Origin of the sequence: Rhodomicrobium vannielii ATCC 17100, from assembly GCF_000166055.1 — a bacterium.
GTDB classification, from domain to species: Bacteria; Pseudomonadota; Alphaproteobacteria; order Rhizobiales; family Rhodomicrobiaceae; genus Rhodomicrobium; species Rhodomicrobium vannielii.
In genome coordinates this window covers 3,764,095-3,784,484 of the sequence record NC_014664.1, presented here as the reverse complement: position 1 = coordinate 3,784,484, position 20,390 = coordinate 3,764,095, and the positions used below count along the sequence as shown (strand labels likewise).

At 62.3% G+C, this 20,390-nt stretch carries 19 protein-coding genes; 10 read left to right on the top strand and 9 right to left on the bottom strand.

From position 1 onward, the window contains the following. Window positions 1-11 precede the first annotated feature (11 nt). Entirely contained in the window at window positions 12-521 is a 510-nt protein-coding gene (locus RVAN_RS17425) for an acetone carboxylase subunit gamma (protein ID WP_013421014.1), read from the top strand. 121 nt (window positions 522-642) lie between these two features. Here RVAN_RS17425 and RVAN_RS17420 read toward each other — a convergent pair whose 3' ends face one another. Genes RVAN_RS17420 through RVAN_RS21225 form a run of 3 tightly spaced genes read right to left on the bottom strand, consistent with a single transcriptional unit; the run spans window position 643 to window position 3,459 of the window. Further along, a complete protein-coding gene (locus tag RVAN_RS17420; RefSeq protein ID WP_013421013.1) occupies window positions 643-888 on the bottom strand; it encodes a FeoC-like transcriptional regulator in 246 nt (81 codons plus the stop codon). A 7-nt stretch (window positions 889-895) separates the two neighbouring features. Then, complete coding sequence (feoB, locus tag RVAN_RS17415; RefSeq protein WP_013421012.1) at window positions 896-3,229, bottom strand: Fe(2+) transporter permease subunit FeoB; 2,334 nt, start codon at window positions 3,227-3,229, stop codon at window positions 896-898. After that, window positions 3,229-3,459, bottom strand: a complete 231-nt coding sequence (locus RVAN_RS21225; RefSeq protein WP_013421011.1) for a FeoA family protein — start codon at window positions 3,457-3,459, stop codon at window positions 3,229-3,231. The genes feoB and RVAN_RS21225 overlap by 1 nt, the downstream gene beginning before the upstream one ends. Before the next feature lie 520 nt (window positions 3,460-3,979). Between RVAN_RS21225 and RVAN_RS17405 the strand changes: the two genes are divergently transcribed. From RVAN_RS17405 to RVAN_RS17395, 3 genes are all read left to right on the top strand, one after another. Then, window positions 3,980-6,370 (top strand): TonB-dependent receptor plug domain-containing protein, encoded by a 2,391-nt coding sequence (locus tag RVAN_RS17405; protein ID WP_013421010.1) that lies wholly within the window; start codon window positions 3,980-3,982, stop codon window positions 6,368-6,370. A gap of 198 nt (window positions 6,371-6,568) precedes the next feature. Next, on the top strand, window positions 6,569-6,991 hold the full coding sequence (locus RVAN_RS17400) for a hypothetical protein (protein WP_155942507.1): 423 nt from the start codon (window positions 6,569-6,571) through the stop codon (window positions 6,989-6,991). Between the two features lie 164 nt (window positions 6,992-7,155). Next, entirely contained in the window at window positions 7,156-8,358 is a 1,203-nt protein-coding gene (locus RVAN_RS17395; protein WP_013421008.1) for a cytochrome-c peroxidase, read from the top strand. Between the two features lie 40 nt (window positions 8,359-8,398). On the opposite strand, the gene RVAN_RS17390 is transcribed toward RVAN_RS17395, so the two are convergent. The 3 genes from RVAN_RS17390 to RVAN_RS17380 all read right to left on the bottom strand — a co-directional run bounded on the left by RVAN_RS17390 (window position 8,399) and on the right by RVAN_RS17380 (window position 10,772). Next, window positions 8,399-10,105, bottom strand: a complete 1,707-nt coding sequence (locus RVAN_RS17390) for an OmpA family protein (RefSeq protein WP_013421007.1) — start codon at window positions 10,103-10,105, stop codon at window positions 8,399-8,401. Beyond that, window positions 10,095-10,400, bottom strand: coding sequence for a hypothetical protein (locus tag RVAN_RS17385; protein WP_013421006.1), 306 nt, complete (start codon window positions 10,398-10,400; stop codon window positions 10,095-10,097). Before RVAN_RS17385 ends, RVAN_RS17390 begins: the two co-directional genes overlap by 11 nt. A gap of 135 nt (window positions 10,401-10,535) precedes the next feature. Next, complete coding sequence (locus tag RVAN_RS17380) at window positions 10,536-10,772, bottom strand: hypothetical protein (protein WP_013421005.1); 237 nt, start codon at window positions 10,770-10,772, stop codon at window positions 10,536-10,538. A 245-nt stretch (window positions 10,773-11,017) separates the two neighbouring features. Here RVAN_RS17380 and RVAN_RS19345 point away from each other — a divergent pair, with 245 nt between their 5' ends. The 6 genes from RVAN_RS19345 (at window position 11,018) to RVAN_RS17350 (ending at window position 17,303) form a co-directional block, all read left to right on the top strand. Continuing rightward, window positions 11,018-11,533 carry a Rab family GTPase gene (locus RVAN_RS19345; protein ID WP_013421004.1) on the top strand — a complete coding sequence of 172 codons (516 nt, stop codon included), beginning with the start codon at window positions 11,018-11,020 and terminating at the stop codon, window positions 11,531-11,533. Continuing rightward, on the top strand, window positions 11,530-12,204 hold the full coding sequence (locus RVAN_RS19340) for a response regulator transcription factor (RefSeq protein WP_013421003.1): 675 nt from the start codon (window positions 11,530-11,532) through the stop codon (window positions 12,202-12,204). The genes RVAN_RS19345 and RVAN_RS19340 overlap by 4 nt, the downstream gene beginning before the upstream one ends. Before the next feature lie 192 nt (window positions 12,205-12,396). Then, window positions 12,397-12,897 (top strand): hypothetical protein, encoded by a 501-nt coding sequence (locus RVAN_RS17365; protein WP_013421002.1) that lies wholly within the window; start codon window positions 12,397-12,399, stop codon window positions 12,895-12,897. A 388-nt stretch (window positions 12,898-13,285) separates the two neighbouring features. Beyond that, window positions 13,286-15,079, top strand: a complete 1,794-nt coding sequence (locus tag RVAN_RS19335; protein WP_049779516.1) for a sensor histidine kinase — start codon at window positions 13,286-13,288, stop codon at window positions 15,077-15,079. A gap of 87 nt (window positions 15,080-15,166) precedes the next feature. Beyond that, complete coding sequence (bioB, locus tag RVAN_RS17355; RefSeq protein WP_013421000.1) at window positions 15,167-16,186, top strand: biotin synthase BioB; 1,020 nt, start codon at window positions 15,167-15,169, stop codon at window positions 16,184-16,186. Beyond that, window positions 16,170-17,303, top strand: a complete 1,134-nt coding sequence (locus RVAN_RS17350; RefSeq protein ID WP_013420999.1) for an 8-amino-7-oxononanoate synthase — start codon at window positions 16,170-16,172, stop codon at window positions 17,301-17,303. Before bioB ends, RVAN_RS17350 begins: the two co-directional genes overlap by 17 nt. Before the next feature lies 1 nt (window position 17,304). Here the strand turns inward: RVAN_RS17350 and nagA are convergent, their stop codons facing one another. From nagA to RVAN_RS17335, 3 genes are read right to left on the bottom strand one after another with little or no spacing between them, the layout of a single operon-like run. Continuing rightward, complete coding sequence (gene nagA, locus RVAN_RS17345) at window positions 17,305-18,465, bottom strand: N-acetylglucosamine-6-phosphate deacetylase (RefSeq protein ID WP_013420998.1); 1,161 nt, start codon at window positions 18,463-18,465, stop codon at window positions 17,305-17,307. Next, window positions 18,465-19,499: an SIS domain-containing protein gene (locus tag RVAN_RS17340; protein WP_013420997.1), complete on the bottom strand. Its 1,035-nt coding sequence runs from the start codon at window positions 19,497-19,499 to the stop codon at window positions 18,465-18,467. Before RVAN_RS17340 ends, nagA begins: the two co-directional genes overlap by 1 nt. Further along, window positions 19,499-20,380 carry a BadF/BadG/BcrA/BcrD ATPase family protein gene (locus tag RVAN_RS17335; protein WP_013420996.1) on the bottom strand — a complete coding sequence of 294 codons (882 nt, stop codon included), beginning with the start codon at window positions 20,378-20,380 and terminating at the stop codon, window positions 19,499-19,501. The genes RVAN_RS17340 and RVAN_RS17335 overlap by 1 nt, the downstream gene beginning before the upstream one ends. Between the last annotated feature and the right edge of the window lie 10 nt (window positions 20,381-20,390).

Below are 20,390 nucleotides of genomic sequence, written 5' to 3'. Positions count from 1 at the left end.
GAGGAAACGCAATGTCCTACACACGCACCAAGATTGCCGATCTCATCGACGGCCGCATCGACCACGACACGCTGCACCAGATGCTTTCCATGCCGAAGGATGCGGAGCGCTTCGCCACCTATATCGACATCCTGCAGGAGCGCCTGCCGTGGAAGGATCGCATCATCCTGCCGCTCGGCCCGAAGCTCTACATCGTTCAGCGTCAGGACACGAAGGAGTGGAAGACCCGCTGCGAATGCGGCCATGATTTCTGCGGCTGGAAGGAAAACTGGAAGCTGCACGCGCTCATCAATGTGCGCGACACGCCGCAGAAGCTTGAGCAGATCTATCCGCGCCTGATGGCCCCGACCCCGTCATGGCAGGTGCTGCGCGAGTATTTCTGCCCCGAATGCGGGACGCTTCACGATGTAGAAGCGCCGACGCCATGGTATCCCGTCATCCACGACTTCGAGCCGGATATCGACACGTTCTACAAGGATTGGCTCGGAATGCCGGTGCCCGAGCGTACTGGCGCCGCCTGACCATCGGAGATCGGCGGGCATCCCGCGATGCAAGGCGGCGAGCATTAGCCGCCTTTTTTGCGCCATGCCATGAGACGAATATGCGATCCGCTCGCCCACCTCGACCTTGGGCGGCGGAACGTCAGTGAGTGGGACCGGACTTCGGCCCCACCCACTCGAACACTTCCACGCATTCGCAGGAAGCCGAGCACCCGCAGCCGCATGGCGCTTGCGAAACGGGCAATTTCCGAACGCGCCCCTTTGAAACCATGAGATCGAGCGCGCCGCGAACGGCATCCCGAGACGATCCGAAATGGATCGACATCTCGGAAAGCGTCGCTTGCCCCCGGTTCTCCAGGTAACGGCCGAGTTCGGACAGCGTAATCATGCCAACCTCACTCCGCCGGAAGCGCCGCGATGCGACGCCCTTGCGCCAGACCGGCGAGCCACATCGACAGCACGGCAACGCAGAAGACGAGCGCGCAGGTCATGAGCCAGTTTTGCGCCGTCGCCGGATCGCGGCTGTATGTTGCGATCTGGTAGAACGACACCGCCGTGATGTAGCCAATGCCGGTCGTCCAGACGGTCGCAAAGGCCGTCCAGCGCAGGCCCACCTCGTGGCGGATCGCGCCGAGAGCGGCCACGCAGGGCACATAAAGCAGGATCAGCAGCATGTAGGCGAACGCGCCCGCCATCCCGTCGAAGCGCGACTGCATGGCACCGAACACTTGGCTGTTGACTTCCAGCTTCTCGGCGGCCGCTGTCGAATCGCCAACGTAGCCGACATCGATGCCGAGCGGATCGAGCAACTTGCCACCGATCTCGGCGAGATTGGTCGGTACGGTTGCCGCCGCTTCGCCCAGCTTGTCGAGCACCGACGCGCGCGCTTCCCCGGCTTTCTCGCCGCCTTCGCCCTCAGTCGCATCGACCTGCGAATAAAGGGCGTTCAGCGTGCCGACGACCGCTTCCTTCGCGAATATGCCGGTGAACAGCCCAACGGCTGCCGGCCAGTTGTCGTCCGTGAGGCCGATGGGCTTGAACACGGGGACCAGTTCGTGGCTGACCGAAGCGAGGACCGAGTCCTTGGTGTTTTCGCGGCCGATGCTGCCATCGGTGCCCATGTTCGCAAGGACGCTCAGCACCATCACCATCGGCACGATGATCTGGCCCGCGTTGAGGATGAACCGGCGAAGCCGCTGCCACGCCTGAATGACCACCGTCCGCACCGTCGGCACGTGATAGGGCGGCAACTCCATGATGAAGTGCGAGACTTCACCGCGAAGCAGCGTGTGCTTGAGGATGAGGCCGGTCATCACCGCGAACAGGATGCCGATGATGTAGAGAAGGAAAACGATGTTCTGTCCGCTCCACGGGAAGAACGCCGCCGCGAAAAGCGCGAAGACTGGCAGTCGCGCCCCGCAGGACATGAACGGGGCCATCATGATCGTGAGGATGCGGTCGCGCCGCGTTTCGAGCGTGCGCGTCGCCATGACCGCAGGGACGTTGCAGCCGAAGCCGACAATCAAGGGCACGAAGGATTTGCCGGGCAGGCCGATCGCCCGCATGGCGCGGTCCATCACGAAGGCCGCGCGCGCCATGTAGCCCGAGTCCTCAAGGATGGAGAGGAACAGGAAGAGGCAGGCGATGATCGGAACGAATGTCGCGATAGTCTGCAAGCCGCTGCCGAAGCCTTTCACAATCACCTGGGCGAAATCCGGCGCGCCGATGGCGGTGAGCCCCTGCTGAGGCAGATCGATGAACAGCGCTTCGCCGCCCTTGTCGAAGAAGTCGATGAAGGCTCCACCCACCACGATGGTGAAAAGGAACATCAGATACATCGCGAGGAGGAAGATCGGCACGCCGAGGAAGCGGTTGAGCGTGACGGCGTCGATGCGCTGCGTGAGCGTCGTCGAGACCTCGCGCTTCTGGCGATGGCAGGCCTCCATGATCCCTGCGATGAAACGGAAGCGTCCGTCAGCGATAATGATGTCGGCGTCGTCGCCGCATTCCTTCTCCACCTCGACGCGCAGGCGCTTCGCATCTTCCGTCAGGCTCTGCCCGGCGATCCGCTCCGCGAGATCGTCGCCTTCGATGAGCTTCAGCGCGACCCAGCGGGGATCGACACCCGCAGCCTTGGCAGCGTCGGACAAAGCAGGTGCCAAGGCACCGATTGCCTTTTCAACCGCAGGAACCTGCGTCGGCCGGACGCACGGAGCCGGAGGCGTCTGCACCGCACGGGCGATTTCCGCCTTGAGCGCGTCGCCGCCTCTGCGCTTGCTCGCAACCATGGGCACGACGGGACAGCCAAGCGCCTGACCAAGCGCCGCCGCGTCGATTGCCACGCCACCCCTTTCGGCGAGGTCGGACATGTTCAGGGCGAGGATGAGCGGAACGCCCATTTCCAGCAACTGGGTGGTGAGATAAAGATTACGTTCGAGATTTGATGCATCGAGGATATCGACGATCAGGTCGGGCTCGCCGCTCAGGATGTAATCGCGCGCAACGCGCTCGTCTTCGGAGCCCCGCCCGACATTCGCCAGAAGATAAACCCCCGGCAGATCGATGATATCGTAGCGCACACCCTTCCAGGCATAGGCGCCGAGCTTCTTCTCAACCGTGACGCCCGGCCAGTTGCCGATGGTCTGGGTCGCCCCCGTCAACACATTAAAAAGCGTCGTCTTGCCGCAGTTGGGATTGCCGGCAAGTGCAATCGTATGATGGGTCTTCATCAGAGTCGTTCGACTTCCACGATGGCCGCTTCACCTTTTCGAAGCGTGAGTTTGAAGTTTCTCACCTTGATTTCGATCGGATCGCCAAGCGGTGCCCGGCGCTGGACTGAGAAAGTCGCACCGGGTGTCAAGCCCATCGCGAGAAGGCGCTGGCGATAGCCTCGGTCGCCGGATGAAAACCCGACGACGCGAGCACTTTCTCCGACCCTGATATTTTCGAGAGTAATCATAATGCTCAGGAAGACCTTGAATGGACGATGATAATTACGTGGAATCCGATGGCACTACCAAGAATCCACTCCGCCTCTCCGTGATGTGAGAGAGTTTGCGTCAGCAGATCTGTATGCCGCCCTAAAACTAGATTTCAAAATATCAGAAGGTCAACATATTTGTTATATTTGAAACTAGAGTAATTCTAATGTGATTTTCTGGCGATGTGACAGCGATTCTCCACGGTCCGCCTTCCCCGCTGATATTGCCGCGTGGTGTCTGCCTGTCGGGCGTGGGGGTGGCGCGATCAGAGGGCACTCCGCAATTTACCCGCACAGCATCGAAAGCAGGCAGCCGCGCCTCTTCGACGGGCAGGAATGTACACCTGCTGTAAATATATCACAGCTGTTCACCAGCGTATACAACTGCGACAACCCCGTATTCCCCTGAGCTGTATAGTCGCTAATATATCAATCTGGCCTTGGGCACGACGTTCACGTCGAGGGGGGCCAGATCGTTATTCTGGGTAAGGGGCAAAACATGAATATTTCCCGCAAGGAGCGGGCGCGCGGCAGGCTGGCCGGCGCGCTCGCAACGGGATCGGCTGCGCGCGAACACAATGAGCGCGCGTATGGTGCAATCAGCGTTATTCCATGTCGGCTTGGTGCCGCAATTTCGCATAGAGCGCTGGTTCTGACGGCGGTCGGCGTCGCGTTCGGGGCGATGCTGCCAGCCTCAACGCATGCGCAGGAAACGCAGGTCGCTGATCAGACGCCGACGCTTCCGCCGGTGGTCGTGTTCCAGCCGAAGACGGTGACGCCTGCTTCCGCGCCGCGTGCGCGTCGCGAGGCGCAAACCACGCAGACGACGCCATCGGATGAGGCATCGGGCACCGACGCCGCTGAGGGAACGGGCGGCTCCGGGCAGGGCGGCTCTTCGGCTGCGGGCATTTTCAGCCTCGGCGGCATCAATCTCATGGGCGGCACGGTCGTCACCAACGAGCAGACCTGGACCTTCCAGAAGCCCACGCTCGATCAGGCGGCGGCGCTCGCTCCGGGTGTGTCGGACTCAAACGGTGGCGGCACGCGCAACGAACGCCTTCTCTATGTGCGCGGCTTCGATCGCTACCAGGTGCCGCTCACCATCGATGGTGTTCGCGTCTATCTTCCTGCCGATAACCGGCTCGACTTCGGTCGCTTCCTCACAGGCGCAGAGATCGCCGAAATCCAGATCGCGAAGGGCTACGCTTCGGTGCTGGATGGCCCCGGTGGGCTCGGCGGCGCGATCAATCTCGTGACGCGGCGGCCGACGAAGGAACTCGAAGGCGAGGTCGAGCAGACATTCACCTTCGCGGGCGACGGCGCCTATAGCGGTTTCCGCACGTCCGGCTATGTCGGCACGAAGCAGAAATATTACTACCTGACGGCGTCAGGCTCAGTGCTGGACTCGAAAGGCTGGAAGCTCTCCGACGACTTCAAGCCGCAGAACGCGGCAAGCGAAGATGGCGGCTGGCGCAACAATTCCGACGTGAACGACTGGCGGATCAACGTCAAGGCGGGCATCACGCCGAATGCGACTGATGAATATTCGATCAGCTATCTCAAGCAGGAAGGATCGAAGGGGGCGCCATTCCACACCGTCAACCCCATCAACAACCAGCGTTACTGGGATTGGCCCTGGTGGAACCTCGACAGCGTCTATTCTCACACGACAACGCGCATCGGTCAGTCTTCCTACGTCAACACGAAGTTTTTCTACAACACGTTCGACAACGGGCTTTTCGCGTATGACAACGCATCGCTGACCACTCAGACGACATCGAACGCCTTCCGCAGCTATTACAAGGACGAAGGCTACGGCGGCAGCATCGACGCCGGCACAGACATCACCAACTGGGATACGCTGAAGGCCGCGTTCCACTATCGCCGCGATATTCACGAAGAGTATAACCGGCTTTACGTGAACGGTAGCAAAGGATCGAGTTGCGGCGTCCTCGGTACGGATCCCTACGTCATGACGGCCCCTTGCACTGAGCCGGTGCAGCGAAGCGAGGAAGACACCTACTCCATCGCCCTCGAAAACACGTTCCACGCGACACCGCGCGTCGATCTCGTCACGGGCGCTAGCTACGATTGGCGCAATCTTCTTCAGGCGCAGGACTGGACTGCCGCCAACGGCCTGTTCGACTATACGCTGAAGGACAGCGATGCGTGGAACTGGCAGGCCGCGGCGATCTGGCGTTATTCGGATGACGCCAAGGTTTATGCCAACGTCTCGCACCGCACGCGCTTCCCGACGCTGTTCGAGCGCTTCAGTTCGAGATTCGGCGGTGCCACCTCGAATCCCGGGCTCGCTCCCGAGGAATCAACGAACTACGAAATCGGCTGGGCGGGCAAGCTATTCGGGCGCGCGCAGGTCTCGACGGCCGTCTTCTATAGCGATGTAACCGATTTCATCCAGTCGGTGAACATCGCATATAATGGCGGCACCTATAGTCAGTCGCAGAACATCGGCGACGGCGAATTTTACGGCTGGGAGGGATCGGCGGATGTTCCACTGACGAAGACGCTTTCGGTCGGCGGTAACGTCACGCTGATAAGCCGCAACATTTCCAACCCGACATCCGGCGTCGAACTGACTGGCGTCCCCGATGCCAAGGGCATCGCCTATGTGAAGTGGAGCCCGCTCGACGGCGTCACTCTCACGCCGAACGTCGAGATGGCGAGCACGCGATGGACCTCCAATTCCAGCAGCATCTATTACACCATCGGCGCCTACACCATCGCCAACATCTCGGCTGAGTACGAGTTCCGCCCCGGCGCGACGCTCCAACTCACCGCGCGCAACCTTACTGATGAGAACTACGCGCTCACTGACGGCTTCCCGGAGCCGGGCCGCAGCTTCACGGCTGGCATGCGCATCAAGTTCTGACGAGTTCGGGGGCCGCAACCCCGCGCGGTCCCCCGATATTTCGCGAGCGGTTTCACGCCGCCGCAAAGCATGAAGGAATGGATCATGGATTTCCCGATAACAAAACCAGCGAAGGCAGCCGCTTTCGCACTGACGGCCTTTTTACTGTGCAGCCCCGCCGTCGCAGAGGATGGGCCGTGCGATGGCTTTAGCTGGCCGATGGCGACTGAACTTGCCTGGATGCAGGCGGCGGATGCCGTGGCTGTGAAGTCCGGCGGGGAGATAGCCGCGCTTCCTGCGAAGGCCGTCGCGCTGGCCCTGCCGCTGACGAAAGATGCGGCGCTTCCCACAAAATCCGGCATCAAGGAAGGCGCGCTCGCGCCGGACAGCTATTCCGGCTTCCTCACGATCAAGGCGCTGCCGAAGAAGGCCGTCTATCAGGTGACGCTCTCGAAGCACGCCTGGATCGACGTCGTTCAGGGCGACAAGTCGGCCGAAACCGTGGCCTTCACTGGGCGCGGGGAATGTCCGATCGTGCGCAAGAGCGTGCGCTTCGAGCTTGGCGAAGGGCCTGTGACGCTGATGGTTGTGGGCTCGGACGTCGAGACCGTGAAGATCGCGATCCGCGAGGCGCAGGACTAGTGGAGCGAATTTGACATTTGAGTCCCGGTTGCAGCGAGCTCTCGCTCAAATGTCAAATTCAAAAGCTCCACTAAAATCATCAAGTTGCTAGTGGCCCTTGTGATTTCGACATTTGCTCACGGGGTGCTGCGAACGGATGCAAATGTCGGAATCGGATCACTAACATGAGCGCGAGCGGGCAGGGACAAGTCTTCCGGGTTGGAGCGAGCGCGCTTGCTCTTTTCTGCGCGGCGGTGGTGTTCGTGGGCGTCGTCATTCACGATCGCCGTACACCCGACGCCGCATCTGCCCGCTCGTCGCGGCTTGAAAAACTCGGCGGCGCGCTGTTCGCCGACCGTAACCTTTCGTTCAACCGGCGACAGAACTGCGTCAGTTGCCATTCGCCGGACCTCGCTTTCACCGACCCGCGCGAGCTTGGCGCGGTGGCGGGCGCTGTTTCGCGGGGCGCAGACGGCCGCTCGCTCGGCGACCGCAACGCGCCGCCTGTTACCTACGCCGCCTTCGCGCCCGCATTTCATATCGACGCAACGGGTGAGCCGGTCGGCGGCCTCTTCTGGGACGGGCGCGCGGCGACGCTTGAGGATCAGGCGGGTGGGCCACCCTTGAACCCCGTCGAGATGGGCATGCCCGACAAGGCGAGCGTTGTCGCCAGGCTGAAGGAAAACGCGGCTTATGTGTCGGCGTTTCGCGCGCTGTTCGGCGAAGCCGTGTTCGACGACGACGCGCGCGCCTTCGCAGCCATGACCGCCGCCATCGCCGCGTTCGAGCGCGCACCTGCGATGTCGCCCTTCGACTCGAAATACGACCGCGTGCGGCGTGGAGAGGCGGCGCTGACCGAGAAGGAAACCGCCGGTCGCGACCTGTTCTTTTCGCGCGAGCGCGGCAATTGCGCGGCCTGCCACATGAGCGGCGAGGGTGCGCCGGCCGAGCGCGAGGTGTTCTCGAACTTCCGCTATTACAATCTCGGCGTCCCGGTGAACCGCGTCGTGCGCGCGCTGAACGGTTCCGCACCGAGGGTTATCGATGGCGGCCTCGCATCTGGCGGGGCGGTTCCGCACGAGGCGCGCTTTGATGGCCGCTTCAAGGTGCCCGGCTTGCGTAATGTCGCGATCACCGCGCCCTACGGGCACAATGGCGCTTTCCGCGATCTGAGGACGGTGTTGCTGTCCCATCAGCGGGGCTCCGATCCGCGCGCGGGCGAACGCGCCGGAATGGGCTCGGGCGGCTTCGGCGAACCGGAAGTGCCCGCGACTGTCTCCGCCGATCTGAAAGCCATAGTGCGTCTCGACGACCGCGACATCGATGCGCTGATCGCGTTTCTCAAGACGCTGACGGATCGCCGTTACGAGCGTTTCCTGAAAAACTGAGTGCGTCGGCGCGGCCGCCCGTTAACAGCGGCCCCGTATCTCATTCGCCCTCAAGGGCCAGCTGAAATTCCACGCGGCGGTTGTTGCTCGTCGCGCCCGTCTCGGTCGTAATCACCGTTTCCGTTCTGCGGCTTACCGTGGCGAGGCGATCCTCGGCGACGCCGAGCTTGACCAGTTCGTCCACCACAGCTTTTGCGCGCTCCTGCCCGAGTTGCTGGTTGCGTTCGCTCTGGCCGAGCGAGTCGGTGAAGCCCACGACAAGGAGGCGAATATCGGAATTGGCTACGATGGCGGCCAGCTCCGCGATCTTCCGGCTTGCGATGTCGGGATTGCGGAATTTGGTGCCGTCTCCGAAGAAGATTGCGTTCCTTCGCGCCCACTCGGTGAAGCGCTGCTGCGGCGAGAACACCTGCGCGCTCACCGTCTTTAGCGTTTCGCCTTGTTCCGCAACGCGCGCCTTCAAATCGGCGAGGCTCGCATTTCCAGCCTCGATCCGCGCTTCGATGGCGGCGAGCTTGTCCATGATGGCCGAGACCGCGCCCTGAAGTTCCTCGACCTTACGTTGCTCGGGAAGGACGAGAAGCCGGCTTACGACCGGCAGTTCCGTGACGTGGCTCGACACCTGAGTTTCGACGCCCTCCTTGACGGAGTAGCTCGGGACCAGCCCCGACAAAATGAGGGATCTTCCGTCGCCGTCGAAGCGCACGTCCACCGGGAAGCCCAATACACCCGGATACGCCCTTGCGATGCTCGCGGCCGTGTCGCGTATCGCTTCAAGACGCTCGCTTTGCCAATATCGAAAGCCCGCAAAGGCGAGGACGGCGAGGATGAACGCACTATAGAGCACGATGGCGAACACCGGCCTGCGCCGCCTCTGGCTCAGGGTCTCCTGCACCTTCTCCGCGAGCGCGGCGAGCGTTTCGCGGGCGGATTGCGCGGCGGTGTGCCGGTCGGGCGAACTGAGGCGCGGTTCGTGGACGTCGAGGACATTGACGATCGCCTTGTCCAGAACGTCCAGCAGCGACGCCCTCGCGTAGCCCTCGCATCGCAGCACGAACAGCATCTTGGCCGTCATGCGCAGATAGATCTGCGAGTCGCCGAGGTCGATGGACTTCAGAGACTGGCGCTTCGCCTTGAGCGCCTCGGACGCGAACCTGTTCACGGCGGCGAGCATGGCGGTGACGCGCGGCCCGTCGTCTGCGATGGGTTCACCGACCGCCAGATCGGGTGCCTGCCATGAGTCGACGAGCGCGCCGGTTTCGGCGTCGATCAGCAGGATTTCCTGCACGCGGAACGCCGAGCGCCGCCGCAGCAGCGCTTTCGCATAGGACTTGCCGGTGACGAAGCAATACAGCCGCAGCCAGATGAAGCGACCCGACAGCCCGCCTTCGAGGCGCTGATTCGTCTGCTCCATGAAGTCGCGGAAGGCGCTCATCACATAGGCCGACGTCAGTCGCCCGAGGATAGGATAAAGCGCATCGACGATTTCGTTGCGGGAGTTGCGGATTTCGCTGCGGATGCCGTCGATGATGACCGGGGCCATGGAGATGGCGAGGCCCGAGCGATCCTTGATGCCCGCGGACCGCATTGCGCCCGCGAGGACGTCGGCAACGCTTTCGCGAAGTTGCTCCGGCGAGCCGATGCTCTGATCGTGCGCTGCGACGAGAGCGCGCACATCTTCGAGCGCCGCGCTTTCTCGCCCGAAAAGGACGTCCTTGAGCGCGAGGTAATCGTTCTTAGCCGACATCGCCCGCCGCTCCCCGCTCAAGCCGCAAGCGGCCGGCGATGTCGCCGATTGCCTTGCTGAGGTCGGAAAGGGCTTCTTTCTGCGAGTGCTCGGACGCCGCCGCGAGGCTGTCGATCCGCTTTTCGATGGACAGGAACCGCGCGCGGCACTCCTCCTCAAAGAGGGAAAGGCGCTCTTCTATCCCCGCCATTCGCGCTTCATGGGCGCGGCGGAGGTCGCGGAGAATAATGTCCTTAATGATCAGAATCTCTGGCGCCGACCCGTCATCGGCGGCCTCGGTTGTATTTGAGAGCATGTCACCCACCTGCCCGGCATTTAAGCAATAAGCTTCAATACCACATAAAATCGTGGGTCGAAAAAAGATCGTTTGTTTACCTTTACATGATGCGCGAGCGACACCCGGTCGCAGGCTGGCTGCTGGAGGCCGTAGCTACTGGAGCGGCTCGCGCCGGTCGCGAAACAGCTCCTCGGGGCTAAGCTGATACCTAAGCATCAGCGCGCGGATGCACTCCTCAATCCGCTCGTTCCAGTCCGCCATCCCCAGCTCTTCAAAATCGGCCATAGCAAACGAAAGCAACCGAGCCAGCTTCACCGCAGATTTTCGTGCATATTCATCTTCGCTAAAATATTCTGCTAGCACGACGCCGCTCGGCGTATTATTTCGCATGACTGGGCTCCCCAAAAGGAAAGCCTTAAAAAGCATGCCGCCATCACCAAGTCGACTAAGGATAATTCCCTAGATGTGGCATTAAGGGCGGCAAGGGAAGACCTGTGGAACTTCGCAGAAAAACAATGGATTATGTCAATCGTCTGCTTGAACTTGAACGATCATATGAAGGGTTCATTAAGGGTTCCACCTCAGGGCGCGCCAGGTGGTATGCGCAATCGACAGCTTAATCTCGAGTATGCCTCATGACGAATCAGGCGATAAAACTGTTACTGCTGGGCGAAGTCGGGGTTGGGAAAACGTCTCTGGCCAGACGCCTAGTGTTCGGCACCTTCGACTCAAGCTACAAGGCGACAATCGGCGTCGACATTTTCGATTTTAAACTCAAGGCGGCGGTCTCCGGCCTGCTCGTCGACGTCAATCTTCTAATCTGGGACATCGACGGCGACTATTCGCAAGATATCTACCGCCACATCTATTCGGCAGGGGCAACCGGCGCGCTCATCGTGTCCGATGTGTCGCGTCCGCTGACCCAGAAAGCCGCGGTCGATCTCTGGGGCGGCTTCGAGCGCGAGTTTCCGGGACGACCTGCGAAGATCGTGATGAACAAGGCCGATCTCCTGACGAGCCCCGCAAGCACGCTGATGCCGGCGGCCATCGGCGTCGACTTTGTCTGGACCAGCGCGAAAACGGGATATCTGGTGCTCGACGCGTTCGCCGAGATTGCGCGGCACTGCGTTGCGAGAGGGCTCGCCCTATGAGTGAAATCGATGCGGATGCGGCGACGTTGGCCATGTTCGAACAGAGCGGTTTCGGACTGGCCCTTGCCGATGCGGGACAGATGATAACCTTCTCCACCGGAAAACTTGCGGGTTATCTTCCGGTTGGAAAGGCCATTTGCGATAGCTTCCCCCCATTCAGGGGGCTGGCTTCCAAGATCACAGCCCTGCAAAAGAGGACGGCGGGCAAACTGACGCTTCCTGCGGTGGCGGTTGTAGCGGAGTACTCGTCTGCGGAAAAATCGTCGCTGCTGATTTCGTGGGATCAGGAGCTGAGACTTTACACGATCTACTGTTATCCGTCCCACGACGATGCTGAAAAGAGGCTGGCTGGAAGTCTGCGTTTGAGGCGTATCTCGGACGAAATCATCAGGGCTGGCGGGACAGCGATGGGACCAGAGCCTGCAAGAAAGGCCGGGGCGGCTCAGACTGCGGCGCTCGTGGACCAGCTTTCAACGCGAGAGCGGGAGGTCGTCGGGCTTCTGGCGTCCGGCCAACCCAACAAGGGGGTGGCGCGCATTCTTGGCCTCAGCACGAAAACCATCGAAGCACATCGGGCGAGGGCGCTCAAGCGGCTCAACGTCAGGACCACCGCCGACTTGATCCGAGTGGCGATAGAAGCCGGGCTTACCGATAAAGCGCGCGGCTCCTGATTACGTCACGCCAAGCTTGCTCACGGCTGAAGAATTGGACGGTCGCGCGCAAATATACCGAATCTTAAGCGCATCTACTTCTGTGCATTTATACAGCGCCTGTTTTTGTTACGCTCGCTTCCAGAGTTGAAATGCCGAGGCGAGAAGCCTCGCCAATTTCCGCTATTCGCTCACGAAAGAGAGAGACTGGACATGGCGACGAAAAATGACTTCACGCCGGAAGAATGGAAAACCCTTCTCGATGGCGCCATCATGTCGGGGCTGGCGGTTACGGCCGCCGAACCGAGCGGCATTATCGGCATGCTGAAGGAAAGCTTCGCAGCCAGTCAGTCTCTGATCGAGGGGCGGCTGGGTCCGAACGAGCTGGTCCGCTCCATCGTCGAAGACTTCGAAACATCGCAAGGTCGCACCGACGCGCGGACGGCCATGAAGGAAAGGCTCGGCGAAAACGTCGACGCCGCGAAGCTCAAGGCGAAATCCATCGAGACGCTTCAGGAAGTCGCCGCAATCCTCGAAGCGAAAGCGCCGCAGGATGCTCCGGCGGTGAAGGAGTGGCTCTATCACATCAGCCAGAAGGTGGCAGCCGCGGCTTCCGAAGGTGGCAACATCCTCGGCATCGGCGGCGTGCAGGTCAGCGACGCTGAAAAGGCAACGCTTGCGGAGATTTCCGGCGCACTCAAGCTCGCCGCGTAAAGCCCCCGTCTAACATCAGGGGCGCGGCAGGTCACGCGCCCCTGACGCCTGTCTTCCCATCAAGAGCTATATTTCGCATTGAACAGGTGCCGTGCATCAAAAGTGCGGAATAATATTCATATGATTTAATTCAATAGCAGCGGGTGTTATTTACTTCTCGATAGTGATTAGTCTGCTTTTGTTCATCACCGTTGCATTTATGATCTATACCTCTCATCTGAGAAAACCTTACCAGCCTTGCCCCAATTTTATGGCAAGTTTAAGGACTTCTTTCGTGATATGGAGATCGCTTCCTCGGGACCAGCTGCCCGTTACTCCGCGTGAGGCGTCGCGTTGGGCTGCGGCAAGAAAAGCCAAGCACCGGATCGTAGCGTACAGCCTTGCGATCATGGTGGCTATTTGCGTGCTGGTCGGCGAAGCGATCGTCGATGAGCGGCACGATGCGCTCAGGCGCGCGAAGGTCGATGCCGCAAACATATCGGCGAGCTTCGAAGAGCAGATCCGCACGAATTTCGAGGCAGCGGCAAACGCCGCCGTCGAGATAAAGCGCCAGTTCGAAAGCAGCGATGCCCCGCTCGATCTCGAAAAAACGAGGTCAGCCGCGCCCGTTTACGGTTCCCCTTCGATCGACATCACCATCACCGATGCCGAGGGAACTGTCGTCTCAACGACGGTTCCCCATGGTCGGGAAAAGACGAGCCTCGCAGATCGCGACTACTTCGGTGTACAAAAAGAGGGTGATGCGGATCTTTATATCGGCGCGCCCATCCACGGAAAGCTATCCAAAAGAACCGTCATCCCCCTGTCGCTTCGGCTTGAAAAGAACGGCAAATTCGCCGGTGTGGTGGTCACATCTCTGACGCCCAGCCTACTCACCACACTGCACCGCAAGATCCATCTCGGCGAAGCGACGGCCATCAGCCTCATCCGCAACGATGGCGTGCGTCTGGTCCGATACACAAAATCGGGCGGCCTCGACATGTCCCTCCCCGCGATCAGCCCCACAACGCTCAAGGTGCTGCAGGACGCGGGAAACTCTTCATCGTCGGGCATTTTTATGGGCAACGGCTCGCCTGACGGTATTGTTCGTATCCAGCACTTTCGCAAGTTTCCCGATCTGCCGCTGACCATCATATCCGGCGTCGGCCGAGACGAGGTTTTGGCTCCCGTCCGTCGGCAGGAGCTTACATTCGTAGGTCTCGGCCTTGCCGCGCTGTGTCTCCCGCTCATCATGGCGATCATGCTCAATCGGGAGATCAACAAGCGCGTCGTTCAGGAAGCCGCCCTCGACCGCGAAAGCGATAAAGTGCGCATGGAGCATGCCGCTCTTCTCTCCATCAGCGAGGAACTGGCGAACGAACGCGTGAAGCTCCGCCGAACCAATGCGGAACTCGTGGCGGCCAAAAGCCGGGCCGAGCAGGCGAACGAAGCGAAATCGGCGTTCCTTGCGAATATGAGCCATGAGCTGCGAACGCCGTTGAACGCCATCCTCGGCTTCTCGGAAATCATTCGCGACAAGATGATCGGCAACGACATCGACCGCTACGCATCCTATGCCGCCGATGTCCACAAATCGGGCACGCACCTGCTGAACATCGTCAACGACATCCTCGACGTGACGCGCATCGAGGCGGGCAAGCTTGAACTGCACGAGGACGAAATCAACCTCGACACGCTCATTCACCGCAGCCTGCTCGATGTTCAGAGTCAGGCGCTTGCGGGCGGAGTTCTCCTTGCCGCGCCCGCCCGAAATCTCGGCGTGGTGCTGCGCGGCGACAAGGGCAAGCTGAAGCAGATCCTTGTCAACCTGCTTTCAAACGCCATCAAGTTCACGGCCAAAGGCGGCCGCATCGTGATTTCAGCCACTCCCGAATGGGACGGCGGCCTTTGCGTAAAAATCCGCGACACCGGCATTGGCATGAGCGGCGACGAGATCCGCCAGGCGCTTGAGCTGTTCCGGCAGGTGGAGAACGGGCTGGCGAGACGCTACGAAGGCGCGGGGCTGGGGCTGCCCCTCGCGGTTCGGCTCACCGAACTGCACGGCGGTACGCTTACGGTCGACAGCATTCCGGGCGAGGGAACCGAAGTTTCCGTCCGCTTCCCGGCAAAGCGCGTCGTCTTCGACAAGCGCGTGTCGAAGCAACGCTTCGCCGAAACCGTCCCCGTCAAGATCGCGTCCTGATCGCGCGGCGAGTCGTCCCGGTTTGTTGCGCGCGGCGGTCAGGAGGTCTACAAACGCCGGGAATTCAAAAAAGGGGGTTCGCCTCAAGTGTCCCGCACCAGTGAAGAACGGCATGATTGGACGCGCGAAGAAGCGCAGAAACTTTACGACCAGCCGTTCAATGACCTCATCTTTCAGGCTCACAGCCTGCACCGCCGCTATTTCGAGCCGAACAAGGTCCAGATAAGCCGCCTCCTGTCGATCAAGACGGGCGGTTGCCCCGAGGATTGCGCCTATTGCAGTCAGTCCGCGCATCACAAGACCGGGCTTTCCGCCGAGAAGCTCATGGAAGTCGAGCGCGTCATCGAAGAGGCCCGCAAGGCGAAGGCGGCGGGCGCATCGCGCTACTGTATGGGCGCGGCCTTCCGCAGCCCCAAGGAGCGCGATCTCGATATGATCTGCGCCATGGTAACGGGCGTGAAGGCGCTTGGCATGGAAACCTGCATGACGCTCGGGATGTTGTCCGATGCGCACGCGAAGCGCCTCGCCGCTGTCGGCCTCGACTATTACAACCACAACATCGACACGTCCGAGCGGTACTACAAGGAAATCATCACGACACGCACCTTCGCCGACCGGCTCGAAACGCTGGATCGTGTGCGCGCGGCGGGCATCAAGATCTGCTGCGGCGGCATTCTCGGCATGGGCGAGGAACCCGAAGACCGCTTCGACATGCTGGTGACGCTGGCGAACCTGCCGCAGCCGCCCGAAAGCGTGCCGATCAATCAGCTTGTGCCGGTCGAGGGAACGCCGCTCGAAAATGTGCCGCCCATGGATCCGATCGCCTTCGTTCGCACGGTGGCGCTCGCGCGCATCATGATGCCGCGCTCCATGGTCCGACTTTCGGCCGGCCGCGCGGAGATGAGCGACGAAACGCAGGCGCTGTGCTTCTTCGCGGGTGCGAACTCGATCTTCATGGGTGATACGCTGCTCACGACGGAGAACACGGAAGAGGGCTCGGACGCGCATCTTTTCGCGAGGCTCGGCCTTTCCCCGATGGAACTGAAACCAGAGGATCGCACCGAAAGCTGCGCCGCGCGGGAAACGGTTCATGCTGCGGCCTTATGAAGACGCGCTGGCACGGTTGGAGGAGCGCGGGCGGCTTCGCCAGCTCACCCTGCCGTCCGGCTACGACTTCACGTCCAACGACTATCTGGGCCTTGCGGAATCGCATGAACTGAGAGAAGCGGTGCTCGCGGCGCTCGAACGCGGCATCGCCATCGGCGCGGGCGGGTCGCGGCTCCTTCGCGGCAACTATTCCGAACATGAAAGCCTCGAAGCCGACGCCGCGAAGTTCTTCGGCGCGGAAAGTGCGCTGTTCTTCTCGAACGGCTTTCAGGCGAATTACGCGATCTTCGCGGCGCTGCCGAAACGCGGCGACCTCGTGGTTTACGATGCGCTCATCCATGCAAGCGCGCATGACGGCATGCGTGCGGGCAAGGCCGAGACCGTCAAGGCCGCGCATAATGACGCCAACGCGGTGGAAGATCGCATCCGCGCGTGGCGCGCAGCGGGCGGCAAGGGTCGCGCCTGGATCGCGGTCGAGAGCCTCTACAGCATGGACGGCGACCGCGCGCCGCTCGACGACCTCGCCGCCGTCGCCGACCGCAACGAAGGCATGCTCGTCATTGACGAGGCGCATGCGACGGGCGTATTCGGCCCCGACGGCAGCGGCCTCGGCGCGCATCTCGAAGGCAGCGCGAACGTCGTCTCGCTCCACACCTGCGGCAAGGCGCTCGGCTCGGCTGGCGCGCTTGTGTGCCTGCCCCGTACCTTCCGCAACTACCTCGTGAACTGTTCGCGGCCGTTCATATTCTCCACCGCGCCGTCGCCGCTGATCGCCGCCGCCGTCCGCGCCGCACTGCGCCTGTGCAAGGAAGAGCCGGAACGGCGCGAGAAGCTCGCAAACCTCATCGCGTTCGCGAATGCCGCCATCAAGGAGCGCTGCGGGATCGAGGGCAGCGGCTCGCAGATCGTGCCGGTTGTCGTTGGGGCGGACACGCGCGCAACGGCGCTCGCGGCTGCGATGCGCGGTTACGGCTACGACATCCGCGCCATCCGGCCGCCGACCGTGCCGGAAAAGACCGCGCGGCTGCGCATTTCGCTCACGCTCAACACGAGCGAGGCCACCGTCAGCGACATGCTCGACGCGCTGGCACACGAGCTTCCTCGGACCGGCGAATAGATCACGCCGGATTGGTGGGCTCTGATGGGCGACCATCGACCCACGTTTCGTAAATCGTCATGTCGCGCGGATCGAAGGCCACGAGGTCGGCCCGGAAGTCGGGCGAAATGCGGCCCAGCAAATCGCCAAAGCCGAGGAATGCCGCCGGTTCAGTCGACGCGAAACGGAGTGCATCCGTCAGCGGCACGCCGAGCATCTCCACCGTATTGCGAACCGCCGACGCCATGTCGAGCGCCGAGCCCGCCAGCGTCCCCGCCGCATTGGTGAGGCGGCCATCCTTGAGCACGATATCCTGTCCGTTCAGCAAGAAACTCGCCGTCTCCCCCCCAACGGGCGGCATGGCATCCGTCACGAGCATCGGATGCGCGGCGCCACGCAGCGCGAGCCGCAGCATGGCGGGCGCTACGTGCTCACCGTCCACGATCATGCCGAAGAAGGCGTTCGGTGCTTCCAGCGCGGCGGCCACGGGGCCAGGATCGCGGGCACCGAGCGGGCGCATCGCGTTGAAAAGGTGGGTGAAGCCGGTCAGCCCCTCGTCGAGCGCCGCCTTCGTTTCTTCATAGGTCGCCATCGAGTGACCAAGCGAGACACGCACGCCCGCATCGGCAAGCCGCTCCACGACCCCCGCCCCGAAGCGCTCCGGCGCAAGCGTCACGAGCGTCGCCGTTTCGCGCGGCGCGGTCAGCAGGTCAAGATCCTCCGCGGTCGGCTCGCGGATATAGTCGCGGCAGTGGATACCCGGCTTTTCGGGCGAGATGAATGGCCCTTCGAGGTGCAGCCCCAGCACGCCCGCATTGAGCGCCGCCGCTCGATCTACGGCTTCGAGCGCGACGACCATCTTCTCGCGTGCGTCGGTGATGAGCGTGGGCATCACGCCGGTGGTCCCGAATTTCCGGTGCGCGGCCGCGATGGCTGCCATCGCCCCCGCGCCCGGATCGTCGTTCAGGAGCACATCGCCGCCGCCATTCACCTGCGCATCGATGAAGCCCGGCGCGAGCCAGGCGCCCTCCGGCAGCGTTCGCACGGGCACCCCGTGAGGCAGATTACCCACGTGCAGGATGTCGAGGATGCGACCGCCCCGCATGAAGACCGCGCGATCCCGATGGATCTCCGCACCGTCGAAGATCACGGAAGCAGCTATGGCGTATCGATTGCGAAGCATTATCGTGTGCTTGTGACTTTGCGAAGATGGCGGGGGCGGTCCACATCTGTCCCGAGACGCTCCGCGAGCCGGACGGCCATCATGTAGAAGCTCTGGATGAGACAAACCGCATCTGTCTCGGGTTGATCCGGAGGCAGGACTGTTAAATTTTCGTCATGTTGCGAGCCTGTCGCGAAGAGGGCCGTTCCCTTGCCCCGCAGGTCTGCGGCGAGCCGGTCCATGCCCGCGGCGGCTTCGTCCGTGGGGTTGAACATAAGAATCGGATATTCCGGCGAAACAAGCGCCACCGGCCCGTGCAAAAACTCCGCGCCGCTGAAGGCTTCGGCGTGAAGGTTCGCCGTTTCCTTGAGCTTCAGCGCCGCCTCGCGGGCGATGGCAAGCGTCGGCCCGCGCCCGATGGTAACGAGGCTCGGCGCGCCTGCGAGCGCGGGCAGCGCGGCGCTCCAGTCGAGATCCGAAGCGGCGGCGAGGCGTTCGGGCAGGCGGGCGACGGCTGCGTCAAGCGCCGCATGTCCGTTCCATGCCGCTGTAAGCCGAACCAGTGCCGCGAGCGTGGTGACAAAGGTTTTCGTCGCGGCGACGGAAAGTTCCGGCCCGGCGCTCATGGGAAGCACAATGTCGCTCACGCGGGCGAGCGGGCTTTCGATGTCGTTGACGATTGCCACCGTCAGCGCGCCGGAGCGTTGCGCGGCCTCGGTCATGGCGATGATGTCGGCGCTGCTTCCCGATTGCGAGATCGCGAGGAAAAGTTGATCCTTCAGCTTCAGTTCGCCGCCGTAGACGCTCGCAATGCTCGGCGCGGCGGCGGCCACGGGAACGCCCAGATAACGCTCGAACAGGTGCTTGCCGAAGGTGGCGGCATGGGCGGAACTTCCGCGCGCGCAGGTGACGATCACCCGGGGGGGCTTCCGCCTCAGCCGCGCGGCAAGCTCCTCAACCGGGCGTGCGAGCGCGTCACGCTGGCGGCTCACCGCATGCGGCGCTTCTCGAATTTCCTGCGCCATGCGCACGTCCGGCACGTCAGAATATTTCATCAATCCTCCTGCCCGAAAAAAGCATTTCGAGCGAGTTGCAACCCGCCGTCCAGCGCGTCGCCAGTTGGGGGAACCAGCGATCGCTTTACCGCTGCGGACAGCCACGGTTCCAGCGGCTTCGCGAGGCCACCCATGAGCGCGAGCCTTGGTGTCCCCAGAACAAGCAGCGCCTCGGCAATTCGTTCCACGTGGCGCCCTGCGGAGGCGACAAGTTCCCGTGCGACCGTGTCCCCATCGCCGGCGTGCCGGAAAACGGGCGGCGCGAACGTGCCGAAATCGGCGGGCTTGGCCTCGCTCGCCCAGCGCGTGATGGCGTTCGGGTCATGGGCGAAACGGCTCGCGACTTCGTCGAGCAGAGGCGACGCTGCCGCCCTGCCGTCGAGCGCCCACAGCGTGCGCCGCACGGTTTCGAGGCCGAGCCACGCGCCGCTGCCTTCGTCGGACACAGGGAACCCCCAGCCGCCGACGCGATGACGCACGCCGCGCACGAAGGCTTCGCCGATGCTGCCTGTTCCGGCGATAATCACGCCGCCATCCTCGCCACGATGCGCACCGACGCAAGCCGCATGCGAATCCGTGGTAAAAATCGCAGCCCTGAACGGGTGGGCGTAGCGCGCGAGTTCGGCTTGAATGTCCGGCTCACCTGCGCCTGCAAGCGCGAGACAGGCGACGACGCGGCTGTAATCGCGAGCGAGGGCCGCCTCATCGAAGCTTTGCTCCGTGGCGTCCATGATGGCCGCGAAAGTCTGTGCGAGGCCGCGCCGCACATTGGCCGGGCCTGAGCGCCCGTTACCCAGCGTTTCGCCGTCCGCGTTGGCGAGTCGCGCCAGGCATTTCGTGCCGCCGCCATCCACCGCGAGAAACAACACCTCAGCGTTCACTCTTTATGCC